Genomic DNA, 20,584 nt, shown 5'->3' on the forward strand with positions numbered 1-20,584 from the left:
TATGACAGTGATATTTAAGCGCTACCAAATTGAGTTTCGAGCCATTGAACATAACGATATTGAGCAATTACGCCAGTGGCGCAATCGTGACGATATTCGCTTGATGATGGTTGATCAGAGCGAAATCTCTGTCGAGCAACAGTTGGCATGGTTTGAGCGTTTACCTACACAAACGAATCGCTATCACTTTGCCTTATGGTTTCGTGATCAATTGATTGGTTATGCGAATGCATCATTAGATGAGCCAGACAGTGCAAGCACTGGGTTATACATAGGCCATGAAAAATACCGTGGTAGTATGCTCGCCATTTGTGTAGGGGTTGGCTTAAGCGAATGGTGTTTTGAACAACTGCCGATTACCCGTATAAGTGCACAAGTGGCGCCGCACAATCAGGCGGCACTGCGGTTTAATGAAAGCCTTGGTTATCGTATGGTAGAACAAAATGAAAGCTGGGTCTTTCTCAGCAAAACACAGCAAGATTTTGAGCAAGCGAGAGAGCGTTTATATCCGCTGTTGTCTCGTTTTGTTTAAAACAGTTTGAATAGTAGGCATAGACAAATATGACAAACAACGAGCGTTTGGTCGCAACCTTTGCAACAAGCCTAAATATCGAGGCCAGCCAAGTGGTGGATGCATTAGAATACAACACTATTCCTCAATGGGATTCCGTCGCGCATATGGTTTTGGTAGCGGCGTTAGAAAAAGAGTTCGATGTCATGCTGGATATGGATGACATCATCGAAATGAGTTCAGTAAAAATTGCCAAGGACATTTTGGCAAAGCACGATGTTGTCTTTTAAAGACGGATTCACAAGGTAAGTTATGAGCCAAACGAGCCAGACACAGCAAAAACATAAAGCGGTACTGATCACTGGGGCCACCAGTGGTATTGGTCTGGCCTTGGCGCAAACGCTCGCTGCACAGGATTACTTGGTTATAGTAAACAGTCGTAGCGAAGCGAGCTGCAAAGCGGTAGCGGAGTCGATTGGTGGCGTCGCGTTACCCTTTGATGTGACCGATGAAACGGCCTTAAAAATGGCATTTAAAACGCTGAACAGTTACCTGCGTGACCATCACCTGAATCTGTATGGATTGGCCCATTGTGCCGGTTCTATGATTACTCAACCGTTTCATTTCACTAATGTCTCAGCGCTACAGAAGATGCTGAACGAGCATGTCACTGGGGCTTTTTTGCTCAGTCAATGGTCTTCAAAACTGATGATGCGAGAGCAGCAGGGGGCGATTACTTTACTGTCCTCTGTGGTGGCTCAGCAGGGCAGTATTGGACAGGTGGCCTACTCGTCTGCAAAAGCAGCGATTGAGGGGATGGCTAGATCCCTCGCCAAAGAACTAGGCCAATATGGTATTCGCGTGAATGCCGTTGCACCGGGTGTGATTGATACGCCTCTAATCGCTGAATTAAGTGATGAAAAACGTAACGAGATTGCACAATCGACGGTACTAAAACGCCTAGGTCAGCCAGAAGATGTTGCTAAGGTCTTGGCTTTTTTACTCAGCGATCAAGCGGGCTTTATGACAGGTCAGACTCTCTCAGTAGATGGCGGCTTGAAGTTGCCCTAAGGACTCACGATGCAGCTTATCGAACGAATCAAACAGCACACGGGTATTGCGCTAATCGATAGGCAACAAGTTGTCTCTTATGAGCAATTAACACAGCAAGCTGAGCAGGTGGCGAATCAACTTGCGTCTCATCAGCTGGTAGCATTGGTGATGGAAAATAGCGTCGCATCCATCGTGGACTACTTGGCGTGTCTGATGGCTCGTGCGCCAATGATCCTGATAAGTGACGCCGAGCAGCTTAAGCAATACGCTGAATACCAGCCCAACTTTCTGCTATACAATAACCAAGTGACAGTACTGGCCCCTGTTAACACGACACAGCAGTCACATACCGATTTAAGATTATTGCTGTCCACCTCTGGCAGCACGGGCTCACCGAAAATGGTGCGTCTTTCAGCTCAGAATTTAGATGCTAACACCGCCGCCATTGTGGAATATTTAGAGCTTGATAGTACCGCGCGCTCAATCACGTCGTTACCGTTAACCTATTCGTTTGGCTTGTCGATTCTAAATTCCTATCTGTGGGTAGGGGCGAGTCTAGTGGTTACTGAGACAAGCATTACCGATAAAGCCTTTTGGGCGCTGATGAAAGAGCAGGCCGTAACGTCTTTCTCCGGCGTGCCGTTTCATTTTGAAACCTTGCAGCGTTTACGCTTTTTCAACATGTCACTGCCGGCGCTTAAGGTTTTTACCCAAGCGGGTGGCAAGCTGCGCAACGAAGTATTACAAGCCTTTGCTGAGCACTGCCAAGCCAATCAGCAACGCTTTTATGTGATGTATGGGCAGACCGAAGCGGCGCCACGTATTTCTTATTTGCCTCCTGATTATTTGCTAGAAAAGCTAGGTTCCATCGGTATATCCGTACCAAGGGGCGAACTGACGTTGGTGGATGAGAATGGCGCTAAAGTCACTGAACCTAATCAAGAAGGCGAGCTGGTCTATCAAGGTGAAAATGTCATGATGGGCTATGCTGCAAACCGTGTTGATTTAGGGTTGGGGCAGGGCAAGTCTGTGCTGCATACCGGTGACCTTGCTAAGCGTGATGCAGAGGGTTACTTCTATATCACAGGGCGTAAAAGCCGTTTTATTAAGATGCAGGGTAAGCGCATAAGTCTTGCCCATCTAGAGGAAACACTCAAACAGCGTGGCGTGACTGAAAATGCGTGTCTAGGGCAAGAAGACAAATTAGTGATTGCCTATGCTGACTGTCAGCATCAACCAACAATCGTCGCTTATCTACAAGAGCTCAGTGTGCATCCAGCGTTTTATCAACTCATTTTGCTCGACAGGATTCCGTATACCAATAGTGGCAAAGTGGATTACCCTTTACTGAAGCGCGAAGCGAGGTGGCTATGAGTGATTGGAAATCCCTTGAGGTCTTTGGTCTTGCCAAAGCGGAAAAGCAGGCTTGGTTGCTGGATGAGCTGAATCGACTGACGCTGCATCATCAAGCCCATTGTGCGCCGTACGCGAACTTACTTGCTGGCCAAGGTCAACAAGCTAGGGTTGCTGAGTCGTTAGATGCGGTGCCGTTTGTGGCCGCGCGCTTATTCAAAATGTTATGTCTGAGTAGTACTCAACCTGAAGATGTATTCAAAACACTCACTTCATCGGGCACCACCTCCCAAGTCAAATCGCAAATCGTACTCGACCGCGATACGGCGGCGTTGCAGTCCAAAGTGTTAGTCTCGTTATTGTCGTCTTTTACTGGTAAAGCGCGCCGCCCAATATTGATCATTGATCATGATGGCTTAACCGGCGATAAAGCGGGTTTTTCTGCCCGTGGCGCGGGCGTACAAGGGCTTTCGTTTTTAGGGCGAGATCATACCTACGCACTGAATTCAGATATGACGCCTAACTGGCCAGTCATTGATGAATTTATTGCTAAATATGCCAATGCGCCAGTGCTGATTTTTGGTTTTACCTTTATGGTATGGCAGCACTTTATTGAGCCATTGATTGCATCTGATCGATCAAATCTGTTGCCCCAAGCCTTGCTGTTTCACTCTGGTGGCTGGAAAAAGCTGCAAGATCAAGCGGTCTCCAATGACGCTTTTAAAACAACCGTGCGCCAAGCGCTGGGTGAAGGCGTAGCAGTCCATAATTTCTATGGTATGGTCGAGCAGATCGGCAGTGTGTTTGTCGAGTGCGAGCAAGGTCACCTACATGCGCCAAGTTATGCCGACGTGATTATTCGTGATCAAGAGACGTTGGAAGTAAAAAACATCGGCGAAAGCGGTTTAATACAAGTGCTGTCCTTTATCCCGAAAAGCTATCCAGGCCACTCTATCTTAACGGAAGACCTTGGGCGACTATTGGGAGAAGGCGATTGCCCATGCGGACGCAAAGGACGTTACTTTGAAGTGCTAGGGCGTTTGCCAAAAACCGAAGTGCGAGGTTGTAGCGATGTCTTCTAACATACAGCTTTGGGCGGGAAGTCCAGACTATTTGCAATGGTCTCGTACCCAGATAATGCCCTTTAGTGAGAAACGCGTTCAGTTTTTAGTACGGCTTTCAGAAGTATTATTATCGGGGCATTACAGTGCTGCCTTAACAGCGTTAGGCTTTTGGTTGCGCGAGTCGCAACTACGCCAATGGCAGCAAGAATACGCCAACGATGACAAAGTAATACTAGCACCGGTAGGACGCGTATTTATTGTGTCGCCTTCCAATGTTGAAGGATTGTTTGCTTACAGTTGGGCATTGTCCTACTTAATGGGTAATCAAACAGTGGTACGTGTAAGCGAGCAACTGACCGACGATCAGCGGGCTTTGTTTACCTTGTTGGAATCATTGGATGTCCAAACAGCTGGACTCTCTGAACAAGCCTTTATCAGCTATGATAAACGCTCTGATATAACACAAAAACTCAGTCACTGGTGTCAACTACGTATGCTTTGGGGCAGTGATCAAAGTATTGAGTCTATTCGACAAATGCCACTGCCAGCCCAGGCGCAAGAGTGGGTGTTTCCAGATCGTTATTCGGTCAGTGTACTCCATCTTACAGAAGCCGATATTCCGAGAATCCCTAAGCTTGCCGAAGGGTTTGCACGTGATGTGAGCACTTACCAACAACAGGCTTGTGCCTCGCCGAAATGGGTGCTTTGGTATCAAACTGATAAAACCTTACAACAACAGTTTTGGCAAGCAGTGGATGCCTGTTTAGTGGGGGCTTTCCCTGCTAATGAGCGCTTAGTCGCTAGCCAATATCTGTGTGCACTAGGCGGCGTTAAAGTGTTTTATGGCAATATCAAGGTGATTGAGGCCTCAAGTATTTTAGGAGGTGATCAGCACCTAAAGGGCGTGGTTGGGCAAAGTCAATGTAGTGATCTGGCAACGATAACCGCACAACTGCCCAATCACATTCAATCTGTTACTGCCTTTGGGCTCGATCGAGCTGCCAAAGTCGCATTAATGACACGTTCAAATGTACGTCAATTCGCGCAAATGGGTCACGCTCTAAACTTTGATAAAGTGTGGGATGGTATTGATTTGACAACTATTTTAAGTAAAAAAGTACGTCTTTAATTTAGAAACTTAAAGTCAGGCCGATACGCTGGTTATGACACAATAAAGAGGTTCATTATGACAGAGTATTCATCATTGGAAGCACGGCTTTATGCCTCCATTGCTCTGGTTCGTAGAGCGGAAGAAGTCATCTCTGAAATCTATCCCTCCGATAAAATTAAAAGCCCTGTGCATTTAGCGATAGGTCAAGAATACATTGCCGCAGCGGTCATTGATCACTTACGTGAGACGGATTACGCCGCTGGTACTTACCGCGGTCATGGGGTGTATCTCGCCAAAGGCGGAGATCTAAACAGCATGATGGCTGAGCTTTATGGTAAAAAGACCGGCTGTGCACAAGGCCGAGCTGGCTCTATGCACTTAGTCGAGGCCAGTAAAGGTGTTATCGGTATGTCTGCTGTAGTAGGTACCGGGATTCCTGTTGCAGTCGGTCACGCACTCGCGATCAAGCAGCAGCGCCGCAACGATGTAGTGGTGGCTTTTATGGGGGACGGTTCAACTGAAGAGGGTTGCTTTAGCGAAAGTATAAACTTTGCCGCATTACACAAGTTGCCGATTTTATTTGTTGTGGAAAACAACCGTCTTGCTATTCACGAGCCGCTCCATAAACGTTGGGCCGCCGATACGTTAACGGAACGTATTGCCACCTATGGTATTCCGGCTAGACGCTTTTTAGAGCCCGATATTTTGGCTATTCACGAGCATGTAGGAAAGGTTATCGATGACATGCGTACCGAAGCAGGTCCTGCCTTTATCGAGTGCCATACCCATCGTTGGTACGAACACGTAGGGCCTTGTGAAGATTACGATCAAGGTTATCGTAGTCTCGAAGAAGGTGAGCAGTGGCGCGCTAAGGATGTCTATGTGACCCTTGGTCAAAGTCTTGATGAGAAAGAAAAAGCTCAAATTGATCAAGATATTGAAGCCAGTATTCAGGCTGCTGTCGAGTTTGCCGAACAGAGTCCATTTCCTGCAGCTGAGGAACTATACAATTATGTCTACGCCTAATACCTCGCGTTTACTCAAGTATTTTGATGCGCTTCGTGAAGGCGCAGAGCAAGCCATGGATGCTGATAGTAGCGTCTTTATGATGGGCTTGGATATTGATGACCATAAAGGGATACAAGGTTCGACGAAGGGGCTTGTTGAAAAGTTTGGCCCTGAGCGAGTATTCACCACACCATTGTCAGAAGATGCGATGACGGGGGTAGCCATTGGTGCCGCGATGGCAGGTCAACGCCCAATACATGTACACATCCGCATGGATTTCTTAATGCTGTGTATGAATCAGCTAGTGAACATTGCTGCGAAAAGCCATTATATGTATGGCGGTACGGTACAAGTGCCATTAGTGATCCGAACCATGATTGGTAAATCGTGGGGGCAGGGCGCGCAACATTCACAAGGTCTACACTCCATGTTTGCCCATGTGCCCGGTATGAAAGTCGTGGCGCCTTCGAACGCGTATGATGCCAAAGGCTTAACGATGCAGGCTGTACGCGATAATAATCCAGTACTCATTATGGAGCATCGTCTACTTTACGCTACGGAAGCGTATGTGCCAGAAGAACCTTATACGGTGGAGTTTGGCAAAGCTCGCGTACTGCGTGAAGGTAATGACCTTACCATCGTCGGCGTTTCAAATATGGTGATGGAAGCTATGCGTGCTGCTGAGTTGTTAGCAGAGCAAGGCATCGAGGCAGAAGTGATCGATCCGGTTACGATCTCACCGTTGGACTTTGATACCATTGAGGCGTCTGTGAATAAGACTGGCAAGTTACTCGTGGTTGATAATGCGTGGTTAAACTGCGGTTTTTCGGCGGAAATCGTGGCGCGCGTGGCAGAAAGCGAAAACATCTCGTTAAAACCTGCCGTTAAGCGTATGGGCTTTGCTCCTACCACCTGCCCAACGACACCTTCGCTAGAAGATGCCTTCTACCCAAATCCAAAAACGATAGCGATCACGGCCTACCAGCTTGCATCAGGCAAACAAGACTGGGTGCCCGCTGATGATCAGTGCCAATTGGCTTATCAGACTCAATTTAAGGGACCTTTTTAATGTCATACGATTTAGCGGCTCCTACATGGGGGCAAGAAGAGCTAGATGCCCTGCAAACCGTTATGGATTCGGGCTTTTTTACGATGGGGCCTCGCGTTGCCGAGTTTGAACAAAAATTTGCTGCGTATCACAATAAGCAATACGGCATTATGGTGAACTCAGGTTCGTCCGCTAATTTAATTGCCATCGCAGCATTATTTTTTAAAAAAGACAATCCGCTACAGCGTGGTGACGAAGTACTTGTTCCGGCGCTAAGTTGGGCAACCACTTATCACCCACTGCAGCAATATGGGCTGAAAGTACGTTTTGTTGATATTGCTTTAGAAAGCTTAAATATGGATCCTGCTTTGATTGAAGCAGCGATTACACCAGCGACAAAAATGATTTTAGGCGTCAGTATTTTAGGTAACCCAGCGGCACTGGATGTGATGCGTGATGTAGCAGACCGTCATGATCTGTACTTTATGGAAGACAACTGTGAATCCATGGATGCGGAGCTAAACGGCCAAAAGGCTGGTACTTACGGTGACCTTAATACCTTTAGTTTCTTTTTCTCTCATCATATCTCTACCATGGAAGGCGGCATGATTCTAACTGACGACGAGGAGCTGTATCAGCTTTGTCGTTGCCTACGTGCCCATGGCTGGACTCGCGATCTGCCGGAAGACTCTTTGTTGTATGAGCGCAAAGGAGAAGATTTATTCGAAGCCTACCGATTTATTCTGCCAGGTTACAATGTTCGGCCAACTGAGCTAAATGCAGCGGCTGGACTAGAGCAGCTCAAAAAACTCTCAGCATTTACTGAAGAGCGTCGTAAGAACTGGGCGCTATTTCAAGACTTATTTGGTCATGATGGACGTTTCATTATCCAAAAAGAGAATGGCAAGTCATCGTGTTTTTGCTTCACCATTGTTTTGAACCCAGAAATGAATTTAGACCGTAAAGCGATTTTTGCGGCGTTAACAGAAGCGAAAATTGGCTTCCGTATCATTACGGGTGGTAGCTTCCTTAAACACGATGTCATCAAGTACTACGATTACTCGGAAGCGACTCCGATTGTAAATGCCCATATCGCCCACGACTACGGCTTCTTTGTCGGTAATCACGCATTTGATCTGAGTAAAGAATTACATTTATTAAAAGACGTTCTCGACAACGCTGCGAAGGAGTTATAAGCATGTCACAACATATTTTAGTCACGGGTGGCGCGGGTTACCTAGGTACCACAATGGTGCCTAAGTTTCTGGACTTGGGTCATAAAGTGACCGTGTTAGATAACTTTATGTTTGGTCAAGACTCTTTAAACGCAGTGGTTGCCCATCCGAATTTTAATGTCGAGCGCGGTGACGCGCGAGACGAAGCCACTATGAAGCGTTTGGTGAAAGATGCTGATGTGGTCGTGCCATTAGCTGCGCTTGTCGGTGCACCGTTATGTGACCGTGATCAAATCGGTACTGTGACTACAAACCGTGATGCGGTGGTGATGCTGACTAAGCTACTTAGCAAAGATCAGCGCATCCTAATGCCGATTACCAATAGCGGCTACGGCATTGGTGAATCAGGTAAATTTTGTACTGAAGAATCACCATTGCGCCCCATTAGCCTATATGGAAAATCCAAGGTAGAAGCGGAACAAGCAGTATTAGAGCACGGCTCCGCGATTAGCTTCCGCCTCGCAACCGTATTTGGGTTTTCACCACGTATGCGCTTGGATTTATTGGTCAACGATTTTGTCTACCGCGCTGTGAAAGACCGTGCATTGGTATTGTTCGAGTCGCACTTTAAGCGTAACTACATTCATATCCGCGATGTCGCCAAAGCCTTTGTTCATGGCCTTGAGAATTTTGACACTATGCAAGGCGAGGCCTACAACGTCGGTCTATCGGATGCCAACTTGTCGAAAATGGAATTGTGCCAACGCATTCAGCAGCAAGTGTCTGGCTTTACATTCTTAGAAGCGCCGATTGGTGAAGACCCTGATAAGCGTGATTACATTGTTTCAAATGACAAGATTGAAGCAACGGGATACATGCCAGATCACTCATTGGATCAGGGTATTGCGGAGCTGATCAAAGGTTACCGTATGATTTCTAACTCAAAATTCTCGAACGTCTAATCATGGCCAAAGAGAAGTATTTTGACCTCACCGGCAAACGTGTTTACGTTGCCGGTCATACTGGTTTGGTGGGAAAAGCGTTGGTTCGGGCTTTAGAACAACGTAATATCACCCTGATCACGGCTACCAAAGCTGAATTAGACTTGCGTGATCAGGCTCGCACACATGACTTTATCGCTACGCAAAAGCCTGATGTTGTACTGTTAGCAGCGGCCAAAGTAGGGGGCATTGAAGCTAATCGAACCCTGCCTGTCGATTTTCTCTACGATAATCTTATGATTGCCAGTAATGTGATTCGTGCTTCTGCAGAGTACGGCGTTGCCCGTCTAATGAACTTAGCCTCAAATTGCTATTATCCTCGTGAAGCTGCTCAACCTCTGCGAGAAGACAGTCTTTTGACCGGACCATTTGAGCCAACGAACGAAGCGTACGCGACGGCGAAATTAGCCGCAATGCGCCTTACTCAATATTATGCGACTCAATATGGAAAAGGATTTTTCACGCTGGTTCCGACCAGTCTTTATGGCCCTGGTGATCACTTTGATGATAAACGCGGTCATGTGATTCCTGCTCTGATTAACCGCTTTCATCAAGCCAAGCAACAAGGATTATCTGAAGTCACGCTTTGGGGGACAGGGTCACCTACACGCGAGTTTTTGTATATCGATGATGCGGTACAAGGCATGCTGCATTTCGTAGAGCAATACCAAGGTGTTGAAGCGATTAACTTAGCAGGTGGACAATCTATCTCCATACGCGAATTAGGGGAAACCATTGCCAACATAGTGGGCTACCAGGGTGCACTCAATTGGGATACGAATAAGCCAGATGGAATGCCTCATAAAGCGCTAGATAGCGAGCGTTGCTTTTCCCATGACTGGCGTCCAGAAACTTCTTTCAACGAAGGTCTAGAGCAGACTTATCGATATTATCTTGATTATGCAGCAGCAACCTAAAACGTTTTTTGCGATCCATCGCTTTGAATCAAAGTGCTATGATGACTCCGCTGGCAAGCTTGAAGTGCGTGAGCCTATGGTTCAGTCTGGCTTGCTAGGAGAGACGCAAACCTATGATTTTGGATGGGATGAAGCGGATAGCATCTCACTAATCGAAGCATCAATTAAACGAGCTAAGGAGCATATTGGGAGTGATCCGGTTGTGGTTTATGGCGGTGGTGCTCACACTACCCAATATTGGGGGCAATTATCTCGACTCAATATTGTAGCCATTGCTGATAAAAACTCAGATTTATGGGGCAGTAAATTGAAGGGGCTGCCTGTTATTGCACCCCAGAATATTTTTAAATACGCTGCACATGTGGTGGTATCAAGCCGTGCTTATGAAGCGAATATTATCTCAGAGCTTAATGGTGCTTATCCAAGTTTACAATGTCATCGCCTTTACGGTGATTGTTTTATGTCTCTGCGTCTACAAGACTGGGCGTTGGAACTTCGACAACAAGTATTGGCATTTCAGCCTGATTTATTAGTTCATACACCTACACATGTTAAAGAGAACCTCTCTGCTGAGTTTTTCTTGTCTTTAAAACAGCAACTACCAAAACTCAAAATACTCACAGTTTGGTGGGATTACGACGAAGAAAATGCTGATTCTGGGTATCTGGAGTATGAGCGCCAAGTACTTCGCTATGCAGACTTAGTCATTGAGAACTCAAATGCGACACGTCTAGAGCGTATGCATAAGCAAATGCCCCCTTATGATCAACATATTCAACCAGAGCGTGTTATTTTTCACCCAACTTGGTTTGACCCAAGCCTCTTCTACTTTGACCCTACAATTGAGAAAGATATTGAAATTGCCGTATTTGGCAGTCGTGTTGGTGAGCGCGGAAAGTGGATCGATCTGCTGCAACAACACTATGGACATCGATTCCATCATATTGGGGGAGTCTCCGGGGAAAGCCGCAAGCCAGTGCCAACCGAGGAATACGCAGCTTTATTGCGTCGTACAAAAATTGTGGTGAATACTCAAACCTATTCATTCAGAGAGCAGTGTAAGGGAAAGGTGAGAGAAGCATTACAATGTGGGTGTCAATTAGTGGAGCAGGATAACCGAGAGACTCGGATATTTGAAAAGTGCGGCCACTACAATGGTATTCACTACTTCAAAACAGAACTCGATTTGATCAAATTGATTGATAATATCTCTAGCCGAAATGGCTCTGACAATAGGCAAAATGTCTCTCCATGCTATGTAGACTGGTGTGCAGAACTACTTGAAAGGATTAACTAATGTATTCAGCAAAGCTAAATGAAGTATATAAGCTTCTAAAAGAGTTTATACCCAGCCTATATTAGATGAAGCGCATGGCGTAAGAGGGAGCCCTCACCGACATGTCTATATGATGGCAACAGTATGGAAGTTATCTCAACAGCCCGCTTAAAAAATTTGAATCGTCCTCTAAGAGTTCTTGAAATAGGCTCTTACGTCGGTTCATCCAGGTGTTACTTTTGCTGTTGGAGAGGTGTTAGGGAAGGTCCCTATCTGGAAAGGGTTCTGGGCCGTAGAGAAATCTGGTGAGCAGTTAATTCCGTTATCACTAAAGTCTTCACCATTAATAGTTCCAAATCATTTTTCTCCAGAATTAAAAATGTTTATGGAGAGCATGATGCCAAATTACCAAAGTAAAATAGATGCCGAGTAATATGCGTATTCTAGATTCTAGAACGAGTCGGCATAATAGAGGAAACAGTTCGATATTAATCGAACTGTTTATAACGAAAAGATAATGTTGGTAGGGGATAGCCTAGCTCATTTAAGTACTCGTACAGTTCTTCAGAAAGTACATAGCGAAACGCTTCTTGTTGCCATGGCATCCATGTATCGTACCCGATAGGTTTATCCGATTGCTTTTTCTGGTGTAAATTTAATGCTCCTGTATTGAATAATACTTGGAGTGTAGCCTTGTCATATTCTAATCCCGTTATCTGCTCACAAGCGCTTTTTAGGCAATCAATATCTATGGTCAGTTCTTCCATACGTACAGTCGTCATTTTTGCACCGTAGCGACGAATGTCTTGCGCTAGGTTAAATAACGTATAACAGCTGACTAAGAACGCTTTTTGTTGAATGCTTGCTGGGTCAAACCATTGACACTCTTGAATATGGGGGAAGCGCTCGCGAAATAAGTTGAAAAAGCGCTGGTAGTGCTCGCACAACTCAGGCACTTCCTCTGCTTGTAAGACTCCACTGGTGTGACTTGTTACGAATGCAAACGGCTCGCGCACTAGGTGAAAGACTGATGGTTTAACATGCTCAAAATCAGCCTTATAAAAAAGCTCTCTAGGAACAAATGTGTGGACGTTACCGTATGATGCCCTTCCAGGGTACTGCGTCTGACACAACTCATAAAGCTCGCCAAGTGAATAGTCTTTGAGTTGAAGGTCCGTGCGTCCCCTTGTTAAGGGATCTAGGCGGTCACCACTGGCACCTTTATCTCGTTCAGCTTCAGGATTTCCATCCATAATAGAATTAAGGGCATAAGTGCCATGAGCAACAAATACATCAGGGTGAGAAGCTAAAGCGAAGGCAACCCATCGGCTTGCAGAGTAGCCATAACTGACAACACTAAATTGCGGCATAATTTGTCTCGTTGGTGATTAGTTGATGTTCGAAACACTTCGCTTTTGCAAATCGTTTCATACTATTTATCGCACCTGGTTGGGCTGGAACAGCAAAAATTTTGCCTTTAAATTCAACTAGTTTATCGGATGAAATAATCGTTTTTTGGCCAACTATGACACCGGCTTCGAGTTGGTCAAATAATGTTACATTGGCGTGTTCAAGTAGTGCTGGTGAAAGCGCTGAACTGAGTCTCTCAAAGTCGTAAGAGATCCCCCAAAGGCCAACAGTTTCTCCTGACCTGATACATTCCACTAGTTGGTTAATAAAGTTTGTTGAGAAGGTGTTGTTGTCAGGTAGTATCGATTTACAGTATTCAAAGGCACGTTCAATACGATGCTCACTGAGCTCTGTTAGCTGCTTAAACAGTTCATGATCAGTAAAAGTGGCACGCTCTATACAGGTATTTCCCTGCCAATCGCCGCGGTAAAAATCATATTGGCTAGTATCAATGTTCGATTTATTGAAGGCGAATGTGGCAAGCGTCTGATCTGGAATACTAGGGATATGTTGTTTATGGATATTTTGCGAGATGCGCTGCTGTTTAACATTATAGTTTTGCGCATTGAAATATTTTAATTTGGTGTATCCTAGCGAATCGAGAATATCATCAAAGCCAGCATCTTTAAAAAGATCAATGTGTTCATTGACTAGGTTATTACGCCAATCGCCTACAATGCCTTGGTTTTCACGGAAATTATGCTGGTGATAGAGTAAAGTGTTTTTATGATCCATGGAGTGCCAAATTGCGCGAATTTGCTCCATGTTCAACTCAATATTCAGGTGTCGACTCAGTTTTTGAATGGTTTCTAAAGGGAAGCATATCAGGTCCTCCCAGGCCACTTTATAGAAATGCTCTTGTATTGGCAGAAATTCCATCCAATAGTGCTTTTGATGCTGTATCAGTCCGTCACATAAACGTAAGTCAGAGAATTTAGATAAAGCAATACTTTCTCTAATTTCAGTCTCACTGCCTAATGATGGTGTACGTTGAATGTACTCACTACTCAATGCATTGATTGAATGATTTGCCGAGTTCATCATATCTAAAGGGTTTCTAATGGAAGCTAGATGATGGGCATTAGGGTATAGAGATATGAGTGTTCTAGGGAACTCATGTGAATGAAGAGTATCGTAATATTTGGCTATCAAAGTAGGAATACGATGATTAATTAGTAGGTCTCCTTTCCCCTGAACGCCAATGTATTTTCTTACATAATAGTTTCCATCCTCATCAAACCACTTAGGCCCTCCGAATAGACTATGGAACTCACCATTAATAATGACTTCATCTAAGTTATAGCCAGAGTCTACTAGTGCTTTTTGATATACGTCGACTAAGTGAAGAGCCGGATCTCGAGTAATTTGTTGAGCCGCTTGTCGATCTTGGTCGTCATTCAAGAGTCCAGCGCACAACTTAAGCTTATGAATAATATTGTTAGTCAATGCGTAACCTGACCTAGGCTGGCCTGATAAAGTAATGCCATTACTCATAAAAGTGAGCTCCCCTCTAGTATTTGTAGAATGCTTGGCAGCATAGGCTTTTCTTGAGCAAAGCGTCTAGTATTCTCTTGGGCACGTTCATTGAAGTGTCCTTTCTCTAGCTGATATTGGCAATACTCTATAAAATTGCCTTGCGCTGTAAGCACGTATGGTTGAATGTCTGCCTCAACTTCAGTTGCTTCAGTAATCAACAATGATTCATTGATAATATGATAAAAAAATCGTGACTGTGATGGGTATGGCCATTGCTCAAATTGTTTTAAGTTCAGCGCGATTTTGCTTCGAGCAATGAGGTCGTTCCGGTGAAAAGGCGCTGTCAGTGCATGCATCACTTCAACTTTATAGCCTTTGGCACTGAGTTGATGGAGTATGTTTAAGCGATAATCTGTTTTCGCACCGGTGAACAGGAAATCGATATCTTTATCTTGATCACACCTATGTTGTACTTGCTTGAAGGCTTGTAAGTAATGATGCGGGAAGTAAAATACAGGGACATCCAATAATTTTTCATAGTCTTTGGCAGCAATATCACTAAAGTGCCAGACTGCCTGCGCAAACTCGGTCGCTTTTATAAAGTAATTAAAACGGTTGGACCAATAACTTTCGTCAAAGTAGTAAGAGCTGTCACCTTCGAACTCAAAGTTATTAAACGTATTTTTTGTGAGGAATTCAGTACCAATGATGATAAAACGTCCACCTTCTTTGTAGATGTTACTCATCTTGGCGATGTACTCCTCGTTGAAGTTTTCCATTAAAATATTGATGTGATTTGGGCTAGGCTCTTTTTCTATATCAGCAAATAAACCACAGGTTTCGAGTGCATATTTCACAAGTAACAAAGTGTCGCCAATATTTATTCCAAAGTTCCAATGATTGCCATAGACTAATTTTAAAACTTTATTTTTCAAGTTTTATCTCTCTTCATTCTTTCTATTGATTCGCTAGGCTTTATCTGAGTTCTAAGGTTTTTATAAGTTACTGGTAAGTATTTTTCTTTCGGTATCTTGTTTTTTTCTTTTTCTGCTTTTTTTATTGCTAGTTCTATTAAGTCTTTTTTGGGCTTTACTTCTTCAACCATTCTCATTAAAAAGTATGGGCTATTGGTTCGCGATATAAAGTCTTTTATATTAGCTCTTGATGGTTTTTTCACTTTTGATCGTGAAAGAAAAATTTCTTCTGAGAAGGTCTCTTTCTTAGATTTTTTTTTGGAGGGGTTTAGTCCTTTTTTTATTTTTGATATTTGAGTTCGGTTTTTTTCATTTTTTATATTTTTAAAGTCTGTAAAATTAGATCTGTAATGGTTGTTATCATCATGACAGTCGTAAGCAACTCTAAGTTCATATGTATGTCTTGTCGTTTCTGAGGTTCTTTTTGGCGAAGTGTGTATATGTTCTGAATGGAAAACTATAATATCGCCAAAATTCAGTTGATACTGAGCCGGCACACCTAAAGAATGAATGTTTTCTTCAGAATTAGGCATATCTAATATATTTTCTTTATAAAGATCTGGCCAAATACGAAGAACTTCTTCATCGCTAGTATCATGCATAGGAAACCAAAAATTTATCTGTAAGTGGTCGTGAGGTCGGTTGAAGTCCCTATGAATGTTGGCGCTTCCTGGCATGAAAGTCTCAGTATTTGAATCTGGAGATCGTCTTTTGAAATCTTCCCTTTCAAAAAAATCACATTTTTCTATATCGGATAGAGTTTTTGAATCAAATACTAGTCGACTTATTCCATTATCAATTTTAATTGGTTTGAAGTGAATTTTTTCGATTATTTCTTTGAAAAGATAAGGTATTTTGTAGTTATCTCTTAATGATTTTATTCTGTTGGTTAATTTTTTTATGTCCTTTGTGGATGGTTTTTTTTTCTTGAGATAGAAGTCGTTTAGGTTCTTGTTTTTCTTTTTTAGTTCATTTCTTAATTTATGAGGTGTTGGTGAATTTCTTATTATTATTAATGTCCCTTCCGATAGGTTTTTTATGTGATTTATTGAGAATTCATTCTCTTTTATTTCCATTATTTTTTTCATAGAAAAAGCTCTTTTCTTAATATTCTATATTTGTTTTCTATTTCAATTACTTGGCTATAGTTATTTATAGAGTCGGACTTTTTAATTTCTTTGTGTTTTTTAGTGCTTGGCGATTTTAGGGCTTCTTCTAGAGAATTTTTGTCTATTTCTTTGCAGATTTTTAAGGCTGAATCTATAAAGAATTCAGGGATTTTATCGTATTCTATGTGTTGGTAATTTTTTTTTGTTTTTAAATGTTTTAGTATTAATTTTTCATTATTTAATCTGTTTGAAAGGTCTTTTTCTAGTTCTTTTAGATCTATTTCTCTAGGTGCGAATGTGTTTTTTTCTTCTTTAGATAGCCAGTATTTTGTATGCTTTGCAGGTTTCCTTCCCTGTTCGTTCAGAAGGTGACCTCTGTTTAGGAATTTAGAGTAGTAACTGTCAAAGTAATCTCTCCCTATATGTATAATATGATAGTCGGATAAAACTCTTTTTAAAAATTCGAAGTCCAAATCTGTATATCTTCTTATACCTGGCAGTACAATTTTTGTACCAACTACATGGGACTGTTCTTCTGAAGCCAATGATTCTAAAATGTTTTCTAATGAAAAAGATTCTTTTAGTAGGGGGAGGTGTTGTGGAGTCGGAACATTCATTTCTAACTGAGCTTCGTAATCACTTGACACTCCTTTGATTGAATTCATCATGTGTTGATACCATGTTGAGCCTGCTCTATTACCTGAGATAGTGACAAATTTCTTCATATCTTTATGAACCTTTGGTGTCTCTTTCGATTAGGGGAGTATTCTTTTTTTTTTTAAAGAATACAAGAGATAGGCCGATAAGGATGATATGAATCACTCAAGTAGGCTCAGTATTATCGCATCACAGTTACAGGCATTGAACTTATGACAAGAAAAAGCGTAATAGTCGTCAACCCAGGTGGTAGAGACCAAATCTATCAATCCTTAGGGAATGAGTTAACTGCTATTGAGCCGCCATTGTGGGTGCGTTTGATCTCCGGCTATCTACTGGATCGTCAAGTACCCTTGTCGATTTTAGATACCGAAGCTGAGGGACTAGGGGCTGCGCGTGCCGCTCAGAGCATTGTCTCTAGTGCTCCTAGTTTAGTGATCGTGGTTGCCTTTGGTCATCAACCTTCGGCCTCCACACAAACGATGGTCGGAGCATCAGCGCTTATTGACGAAATCAAATCAGTGTCTCCTGATTTACCTGTGCTGTTGGTTGGCGGACATGTGTCTGCTTTGCCAAGTGAAACGCTAGACAAGACTCAAGCTGATTATGTGTGTCAGGGTGAAGGCATATTGACCAGCTATGAGTTGTGGCAAGCATTGCAAGGCGAATGTGAATTGGAGGCCGTGCATGGGCTAGTAAGAAGGTCTAACGGCGGTGTGGTATTTAATCCAAAGGCGCCTATTTCCGAAGATCTTGATGCGGATTTGCATGGCAATGTTTGGCATCTGTTGCCAATGGAAAAGTACCGTGCTCACAACTGGCAATGCTTTGGTGAACTTGAATCGAGGCGGCCATATGCGTCGATTTACACAACCTTAGGTTGCCCGTATAAATGTGTGTTTTGCTGTATCAATGCACCATTTGATAGCAATCGCTACCGCACTCGCTCACCTGAAAATATCGTTGCCGAAGTACGACATCTCTATGAAACTTATGGTGTGAAAACCTTTAAAATCATCGATGAAATGTTTGTCTTGAAAAAGCGTCATTATATGGCGATTTGTGAAGGATTAGCAGCACTGCCTTTTGCCAATGAGCTTAATATTTGGGCCTATGCGCGAGTAGATACTGTCAAAGACGAGACGTTGCCGCTGTTGCGCAAAGCCGGTATTCGTTGGTTAGCGTTGGGTATTGAATCAGGGAGCGAAGTGGTGCGCGACGGCGCCGAAAAGTCGTTTTCACAGGATGATATTCGCTCGATTGTTAAATCGATCCAAAATGCTGATATTAATGTCATGGGGAACTTTATCTTTGGTCTTCCTGATGATGATCAAGCGGCTATGCAAGCTACGTTAGATCTTGCGCTAGAGCTACAGTGCGAGTTCATTAACTTCTATTCAGCCATGGCTTATCCTGGCTCGCAACTCTATGTTCAAGCTAAGCAGCATGGATGGCAGTTACCTGAAACTTGGTCTGGTTTTTCCCAGCACAGCTATGACTGTTTGCCATTGCCGACCAATCATATCTCTGCCAGAGAGGTGTTGGCATTTCGTGATGATGCTTTTCATCGTTACTTTGATCATGAACCCTATCTAACGTTTGTTGAGCAAAAGTTCGGTAAGGACACGCGCCAGCATATTGAAGATATGGCGAGTACGCGTTTGTCACGTAAACTAATAGATGATGCGGCCAAGACGATTCCAGCTGTGGAGAAGAGTTGAGTGGTAGCGTCGGTTAAAATTCCGCCACTTATTGTTTTAGCTGGCGGCTTAGGAACTCGTTTACGTTCTGTGGTGGCGGACAAACCTAAAATCCTCGCGCCTATAGGACAGCACCCTTACTTGTATCATCTGATTACTTGGGCGCAGCGACAGGGCATTGAGGAAATGCATTTTTGCCTAGGCTACAAAGCCAACCAAGTGATAGATTGGTTGAAATCTTGCTCTCTTGATATGTCGTTTTCATGGCAAGTAGAGCAGCAGCAACTGGGCACAGGTGGCGCTTTGGTTGAGGCGCTGAAGCATCCCATGCTGGCGCAGCGAGAGTCGGTGCTAGTGTGCAACGGTGATACCTTTGTAGATTTTTCAGTCGCTGAGTTTATCGCGCAAGCGAGGACTCATTCCGCCATATTAACCACTTCCGTAGTCGACGCCGGACGCTACGGTCGAATACTTAAAGATTCTACGGATCAGCTGGTTGAGTTTTTGGAAAAAGACTCGCAAGCGGGTCCAGGAGAAATTAACGCAGGCTGGTATCATTTCTCTGGTGACAACTTAGCGAGTTTAAGAAACAGCCAGATCACATCACTAGAAAAAGATTTTCTCATGGCATCTTCGCCGCAGCCGTTAATCTGTGTATGCATAGGCCAATCATTTTTGGACTTTGGTACACCAGAGAGCTATCAAGCGGCCCAGACTTTGTTTAAGGATGCTTTATGATTATTACTCGAACGCCTTTTCGCGTGTCTTTGTTTGGTGGGGGCACCGACTATCCTGCTTGGTATTTAGAAAACGGTGGTGCCGTGCTAGGTACCACGATAGACAAGTACTGCTATCTAAGTGTGCGTAAGTTACCACCTTTTTTTGAGCATAAGCATCGTATTGTCTACTCTAAAATTGAGAACGTAAGTGACGTCTCTGAGATCGAGCACCCAGCCGTACGTGCTGTCATGTCAGAGTACCCGCTTGAGTATGGCATCGAAGTGCATCATTTCAGTGATTTGCCAGCGCGCTCTGGTCTTGGCTCCAGTTCGGCTTTCACAGTGGGGTTGATTAACGCGCTACGAGGCGTCGAAGGTAAGATTTCTACAGCGCATCATTTGGGTATGGAAGCCATTCGTATTGAGCAAGACGTCATTCAGGAAAAGGTCGGCTCTCAGGATCAAATTTGGGCGGCTCATGGTGGAACGAACTTTATCGAATTCCAGCAAAATGGCCGAGTAGATATCAATAAATTGATCATGCGCCCCGGCAACCATTCCCAACTGAATGATCATATTTTGTTGTTTTTTACGGGGTTCACCCGCATCGCGGAAACCATTGCGGTGAAACAAATCGAAAATGTAAGTAAAAAACGTCAACAGTTTCATACTCTACAGCAGATGGCGCTAGAGGCCCGTTCCATATTGCAATCAAACAGCCCTGAATTTTATCAGATTGGTGCTATGCTGGATCAAGCGTGGCATTTGAAGCGAGAATTGGCAGATGGTATTTCGACGCCTGCGATCGATGAAATCTATCAGGCTGGCATCAATGCTGGCGCATGGGGTGGTAAGTTATTAGGTGCTGGAGGCGGTGGTTTTATGATGTTTTTTGCACCGCCAGAAAGTCATGAAGCGATTCGCGCTGCGCTGCAGAAGCTCATCCATGTGCGCTGTAATATCGGTAGCGAAGGAAGTAAGATCGTTTCTTATGAGCACTATGAATATTAACTTACGATCAA

Annotated in this window: 20 protein-coding genes; 15 read left to right on the top strand and 5 right to left on the bottom strand. The window is 43.9% G+C overall.

Features of this window, described 5'->3' with window-relative positions; translation table 11 throughout:
- The first annotated feature begins 1 nt into the window (after window position 1).
- Genes AYW76_RS06200 through AYW76_RS06255 form a run of 12 tightly spaced genes read left to right on the top strand, consistent with a single transcriptional unit; the run spans window position 2 to window position 11,538 of the window.
- A complete protein-coding gene (locus tag AYW76_RS06200) occupies window positions 2–532 on the top strand; it encodes a GNAT family N-acetyltransferase (protein WP_067217194.1) in 531 nt (176 codons plus the stop codon).
- A 29-nt stretch (window positions 533–561) separates the two neighbouring features.
- Complete coding sequence (locus AYW76_RS06205) at window positions 562–801, top strand: acyl carrier protein (RefSeq protein ID WP_067217196.1); 240 nt, start codon at window positions 562–564, stop codon at window positions 799–801.
- 22 nt (window positions 802–823) lie between these two features.
- Complete coding sequence (locus AYW76_RS06210) at window positions 824–1,582, top strand: SDR family NAD(P)-dependent oxidoreductase (RefSeq protein ID WP_067217198.1); 759 nt, start codon at window positions 824–826, stop codon at window positions 1,580–1,582.
- A 9-nt stretch (window positions 1,583–1,591) separates the two neighbouring features.
- Window positions 1,592–2,938, top strand: a complete 1,347-nt coding sequence (locus tag AYW76_RS06215) for an AMP-binding protein (protein WP_067217201.1) — start codon at window positions 1,592–1,594, stop codon at window positions 2,936–2,938.
- A complete protein-coding gene (locus tag AYW76_RS06220) occupies window positions 2,935–3,999 on the top strand; it encodes a LuxE/PaaK family acyltransferase (protein WP_067217205.1) in 1,065 nt (354 codons plus the stop codon). Before AYW76_RS06215 ends, AYW76_RS06220 begins: the two co-directional genes overlap by 4 nt.
- Window positions 3,989–5,110, top strand: a complete 1,122-nt coding sequence (locus tag AYW76_RS06225) for an acyl-CoA reductase (RefSeq protein ID WP_067217208.1) — start codon at window positions 3,989–3,991, stop codon at window positions 5,108–5,110. The genes AYW76_RS06220 and AYW76_RS06225 overlap by 11 nt, the downstream gene beginning before the upstream one ends.
- A gap of 57 nt (window positions 5,111–5,167) precedes the next feature.
- Window positions 5,168–6,118 (top strand): thiamine pyrophosphate-dependent dehydrogenase E1 component subunit alpha, encoded by a 951-nt coding sequence (locus tag AYW76_RS06230; protein ID WP_067217212.1) that lies wholly within the window; start codon window positions 5,168–5,170, stop codon window positions 6,116–6,118.
- A complete protein-coding gene (locus AYW76_RS06235) occupies window positions 6,105–7,169 on the top strand; it encodes an alpha-ketoacid dehydrogenase subunit beta (RefSeq protein ID WP_067217214.1) in 1,065 nt (354 codons plus the stop codon). The genes AYW76_RS06230 and AYW76_RS06235 overlap by 14 nt, the downstream gene beginning before the upstream one ends.
- Window positions 7,169–8,344 (top strand): DegT/DnrJ/EryC1/StrS family aminotransferase, encoded by a 1,176-nt coding sequence (locus tag AYW76_RS06240; RefSeq protein ID WP_067217216.1) that lies wholly within the window; start codon window positions 7,169–7,171, stop codon window positions 8,342–8,344. The genes AYW76_RS06235 and AYW76_RS06240 overlap by 1 nt, the downstream gene beginning before the upstream one ends.
- 2 nt (window positions 8,345–8,346) lie before the next feature.
- The gene (locus AYW76_RS06245) at window positions 8,347–9,285 is read left to right on the top strand and encodes an NAD-dependent epimerase/dehydratase family protein (protein ID WP_067217219.1); all 939 of its coding nucleotides are present in this window, start codon (window positions 8,347–8,349) and stop codon (window positions 9,283–9,285) included.
- A gap of 2 nt (window positions 9,286–9,287) precedes the next feature.
- On the top strand, window positions 9,288–10,241 hold the full coding sequence (locus AYW76_RS06250; RefSeq protein ID WP_067217222.1) for a GDP-L-fucose synthase family protein: 954 nt from the start codon (window positions 9,288–9,290) through the stop codon (window positions 10,239–10,241).
- Window positions 10,225–11,538 (top strand): glycosyltransferase family protein, encoded by a 1,314-nt coding sequence (locus tag AYW76_RS06255; RefSeq protein ID WP_067217224.1) that lies wholly within the window; start codon window positions 10,225–10,227, stop codon window positions 11,536–11,538. The genes AYW76_RS06250 and AYW76_RS06255 overlap by 17 nt, the downstream gene beginning before the upstream one ends.
- A gap of 467 nt (window positions 11,539–12,005) precedes the next feature.
- Here AYW76_RS06255 and AYW76_RS06260 read toward each other — a convergent pair whose 3' ends face one another.
- Genes AYW76_RS06260 through AYW76_RS06280 form a run of 5 tightly spaced genes read right to left on the bottom strand, consistent with a single transcriptional unit; the run spans window position 12,006 to window position 17,211 of the window.
- A complete protein-coding gene (locus tag AYW76_RS06260; protein WP_067217228.1) occupies window positions 12,006–12,887 on the bottom strand; it encodes a hypothetical protein in 882 nt (293 codons plus the stop codon).
- Window positions 12,874–14,421 (bottom strand): sulfotransferase domain-containing protein, encoded by a 1,548-nt coding sequence (locus AYW76_RS06265; RefSeq protein WP_067217231.1) that lies wholly within the window; start codon window positions 14,419–14,421, stop codon window positions 12,874–12,876. Before AYW76_RS06265 ends, AYW76_RS06260 begins: the two co-directional genes overlap by 14 nt.
- A complete protein-coding gene (locus AYW76_RS06270) occupies window positions 14,418–15,338 on the bottom strand; it encodes a hypothetical protein (RefSeq protein WP_067217234.1) in 921 nt (306 codons plus the stop codon). The genes AYW76_RS06265 and AYW76_RS06270 overlap by 4 nt, the downstream gene beginning before the upstream one ends.
- A complete protein-coding gene (locus AYW76_RS06275) occupies window positions 15,335–16,465 on the bottom strand; it encodes a phytanoyl-CoA dioxygenase family protein (protein ID WP_067217238.1) in 1,131 nt (376 codons plus the stop codon). The genes AYW76_RS06270 and AYW76_RS06275 overlap by 4 nt, the downstream gene beginning before the upstream one ends.
- Window positions 16,462–17,211: a hypothetical protein gene (locus AYW76_RS06280; RefSeq protein ID WP_067217240.1), complete on the bottom strand. Its 750-nt coding sequence runs from the start codon at window positions 17,209–17,211 to the stop codon at window positions 16,462–16,464. Before AYW76_RS06280 ends, AYW76_RS06275 begins: the two co-directional genes overlap by 4 nt.
- 144 nt (window positions 17,212–17,355) lie before the next feature.
- On the opposite strand from AYW76_RS06280, the gene AYW76_RS06285 reads away from it, so the two are divergent.
- The 3 genes from AYW76_RS06285 to AYW76_RS06295 are packed head-to-tail and all read left to right on the top strand — an operon-like array spanning window position 17,356 to window position 20,573.
- Window positions 17,356–18,864 (top strand): B12-binding domain-containing radical SAM protein, encoded by a 1,509-nt coding sequence (locus AYW76_RS06285; protein ID WP_067217243.1) that lies wholly within the window; start codon window positions 17,356–17,358, stop codon window positions 18,862–18,864.
- Window positions 18,865–19,581, top strand: a complete 717-nt coding sequence (locus tag AYW76_RS06290; RefSeq protein ID WP_067217247.1) for a sugar phosphate nucleotidyltransferase — start codon at window positions 18,865–18,867, stop codon at window positions 19,579–19,581.
- Entirely contained in the window at window positions 19,578–20,573 is a 996-nt protein-coding gene (locus AYW76_RS06295; RefSeq protein WP_067031043.1) for a GHMP family kinase ATP-binding protein, read from the top strand. Before AYW76_RS06290 ends, AYW76_RS06295 begins: the two co-directional genes overlap by 4 nt.
- Window positions 20,574–20,584: the final 11 nt, after the last annotated feature.

Source organism: Marinomonas gallaica, from assembly GCF_001639745.1.
Lineage (GTDB): Bacteria > Pseudomonadota > Gammaproteobacteria > Pseudomonadales > Marinomonadaceae > Marinomonas > Marinomonas gallaica.

Coding starts and splice junctions, on each gene's coding strand:
- AYW76_RS06285 (WP_067217243.1), top strand. CDS start 17,356: ATGACAAGAAAAAGCGTAATAGTCGTCAACCCAGGTGGTAGAGACCAA.
- AYW76_RS06210 (WP_067217198.1), top strand. CDS start 824: ATGAGCCAAACGAGCCAGACACAGCAAAAACATAAAGCGGTACTGATC.
- AYW76_RS06225 (WP_067217208.1), top strand. CDS start 3,989: ATGTCTTCTAACATACAGCTTTGGGCGGGAAGTCCAGACTATTTGCAA.
- AYW76_RS06295 (WP_067031043.1), top strand. CDS start 19,578: ATGATTATTACTCGAACGCCTTTTCGCGTGTCTTTGTTTGGTGGGGGC.
- AYW76_RS06205 (WP_067217196.1), top strand. CDS start 562: ATGACAAACAACGAGCGTTTGGTCGCAACCTTTGCAACAAGCCTAAAT.
- AYW76_RS06200 (WP_067217194.1), top strand. CDS start 2: ATGACAGTGATATTTAAGCGCTACCAAATTGAGTTTCGAGCCATTGAA.
- AYW76_RS06275 (WP_067217238.1), bottom strand. CDS start 16,465: ATGAAAAAAATAATGGAAATAAAAGAGAATGAATTCTCAATAAATCAC.
- AYW76_RS06245 (WP_067217219.1), top strand. CDS start 8,347: ATGTCACAACATATTTTAGTCACGGGTGGCGCGGGTTACCTAGGTACC.
- AYW76_RS06250 (WP_067217222.1), top strand. CDS start 9,288: ATGGCCAAAGAGAAGTATTTTGACCTCACCGGCAAACGTGTTTACGTT.
- AYW76_RS06280 (WP_067217240.1), bottom strand. CDS start 17,211: ATGAAGAAATTTGTCACTATCTCAGGTAATAGAGCAGGCTCAACATGG.
- AYW76_RS06255 (WP_067217224.1), top strand. CDS start 10,225: ATGCAGCAGCAACCTAAAACGTTTTTTGCGATCCATCGCTTTGAATCA.
- AYW76_RS06215 (WP_067217201.1), top strand. CDS start 1,592: ATGCAGCTTATCGAACGAATCAAACAGCACACGGGTATTGCGCTAATC.
- AYW76_RS06230 (WP_067217212.1), top strand. CDS start 5,168: ATGACAGAGTATTCATCATTGGAAGCACGGCTTTATGCCTCCATTGCT.
- AYW76_RS06235 (WP_067217214.1), top strand. CDS start 6,105: ATGTCTACGCCTAATACCTCGCGTTTACTCAAGTATTTTGATGCGCTT.
- AYW76_RS06220 (WP_067217205.1), top strand. CDS start 2,935: ATGAGTGATTGGAAATCCCTTGAGGTCTTTGGTCTTGCCAAAGCGGAA.
- AYW76_RS06260 (WP_067217228.1), bottom strand. CDS start 12,887: ATGCCGCAATTTAGTGTTGTCAGTTATGGCTACTCTGCAAGCCGATGG.
- AYW76_RS06240 (WP_067217216.1), top strand. CDS start 7,169: ATGTCATACGATTTAGCGGCTCCTACATGGGGGCAAGAAGAGCTAGAT.
- AYW76_RS06265 (WP_067217231.1), bottom strand. CDS start 14,421: ATGAGTAATGGCATTACTTTATCAGGCCAGCCTAGGTCAGGTTACGCA.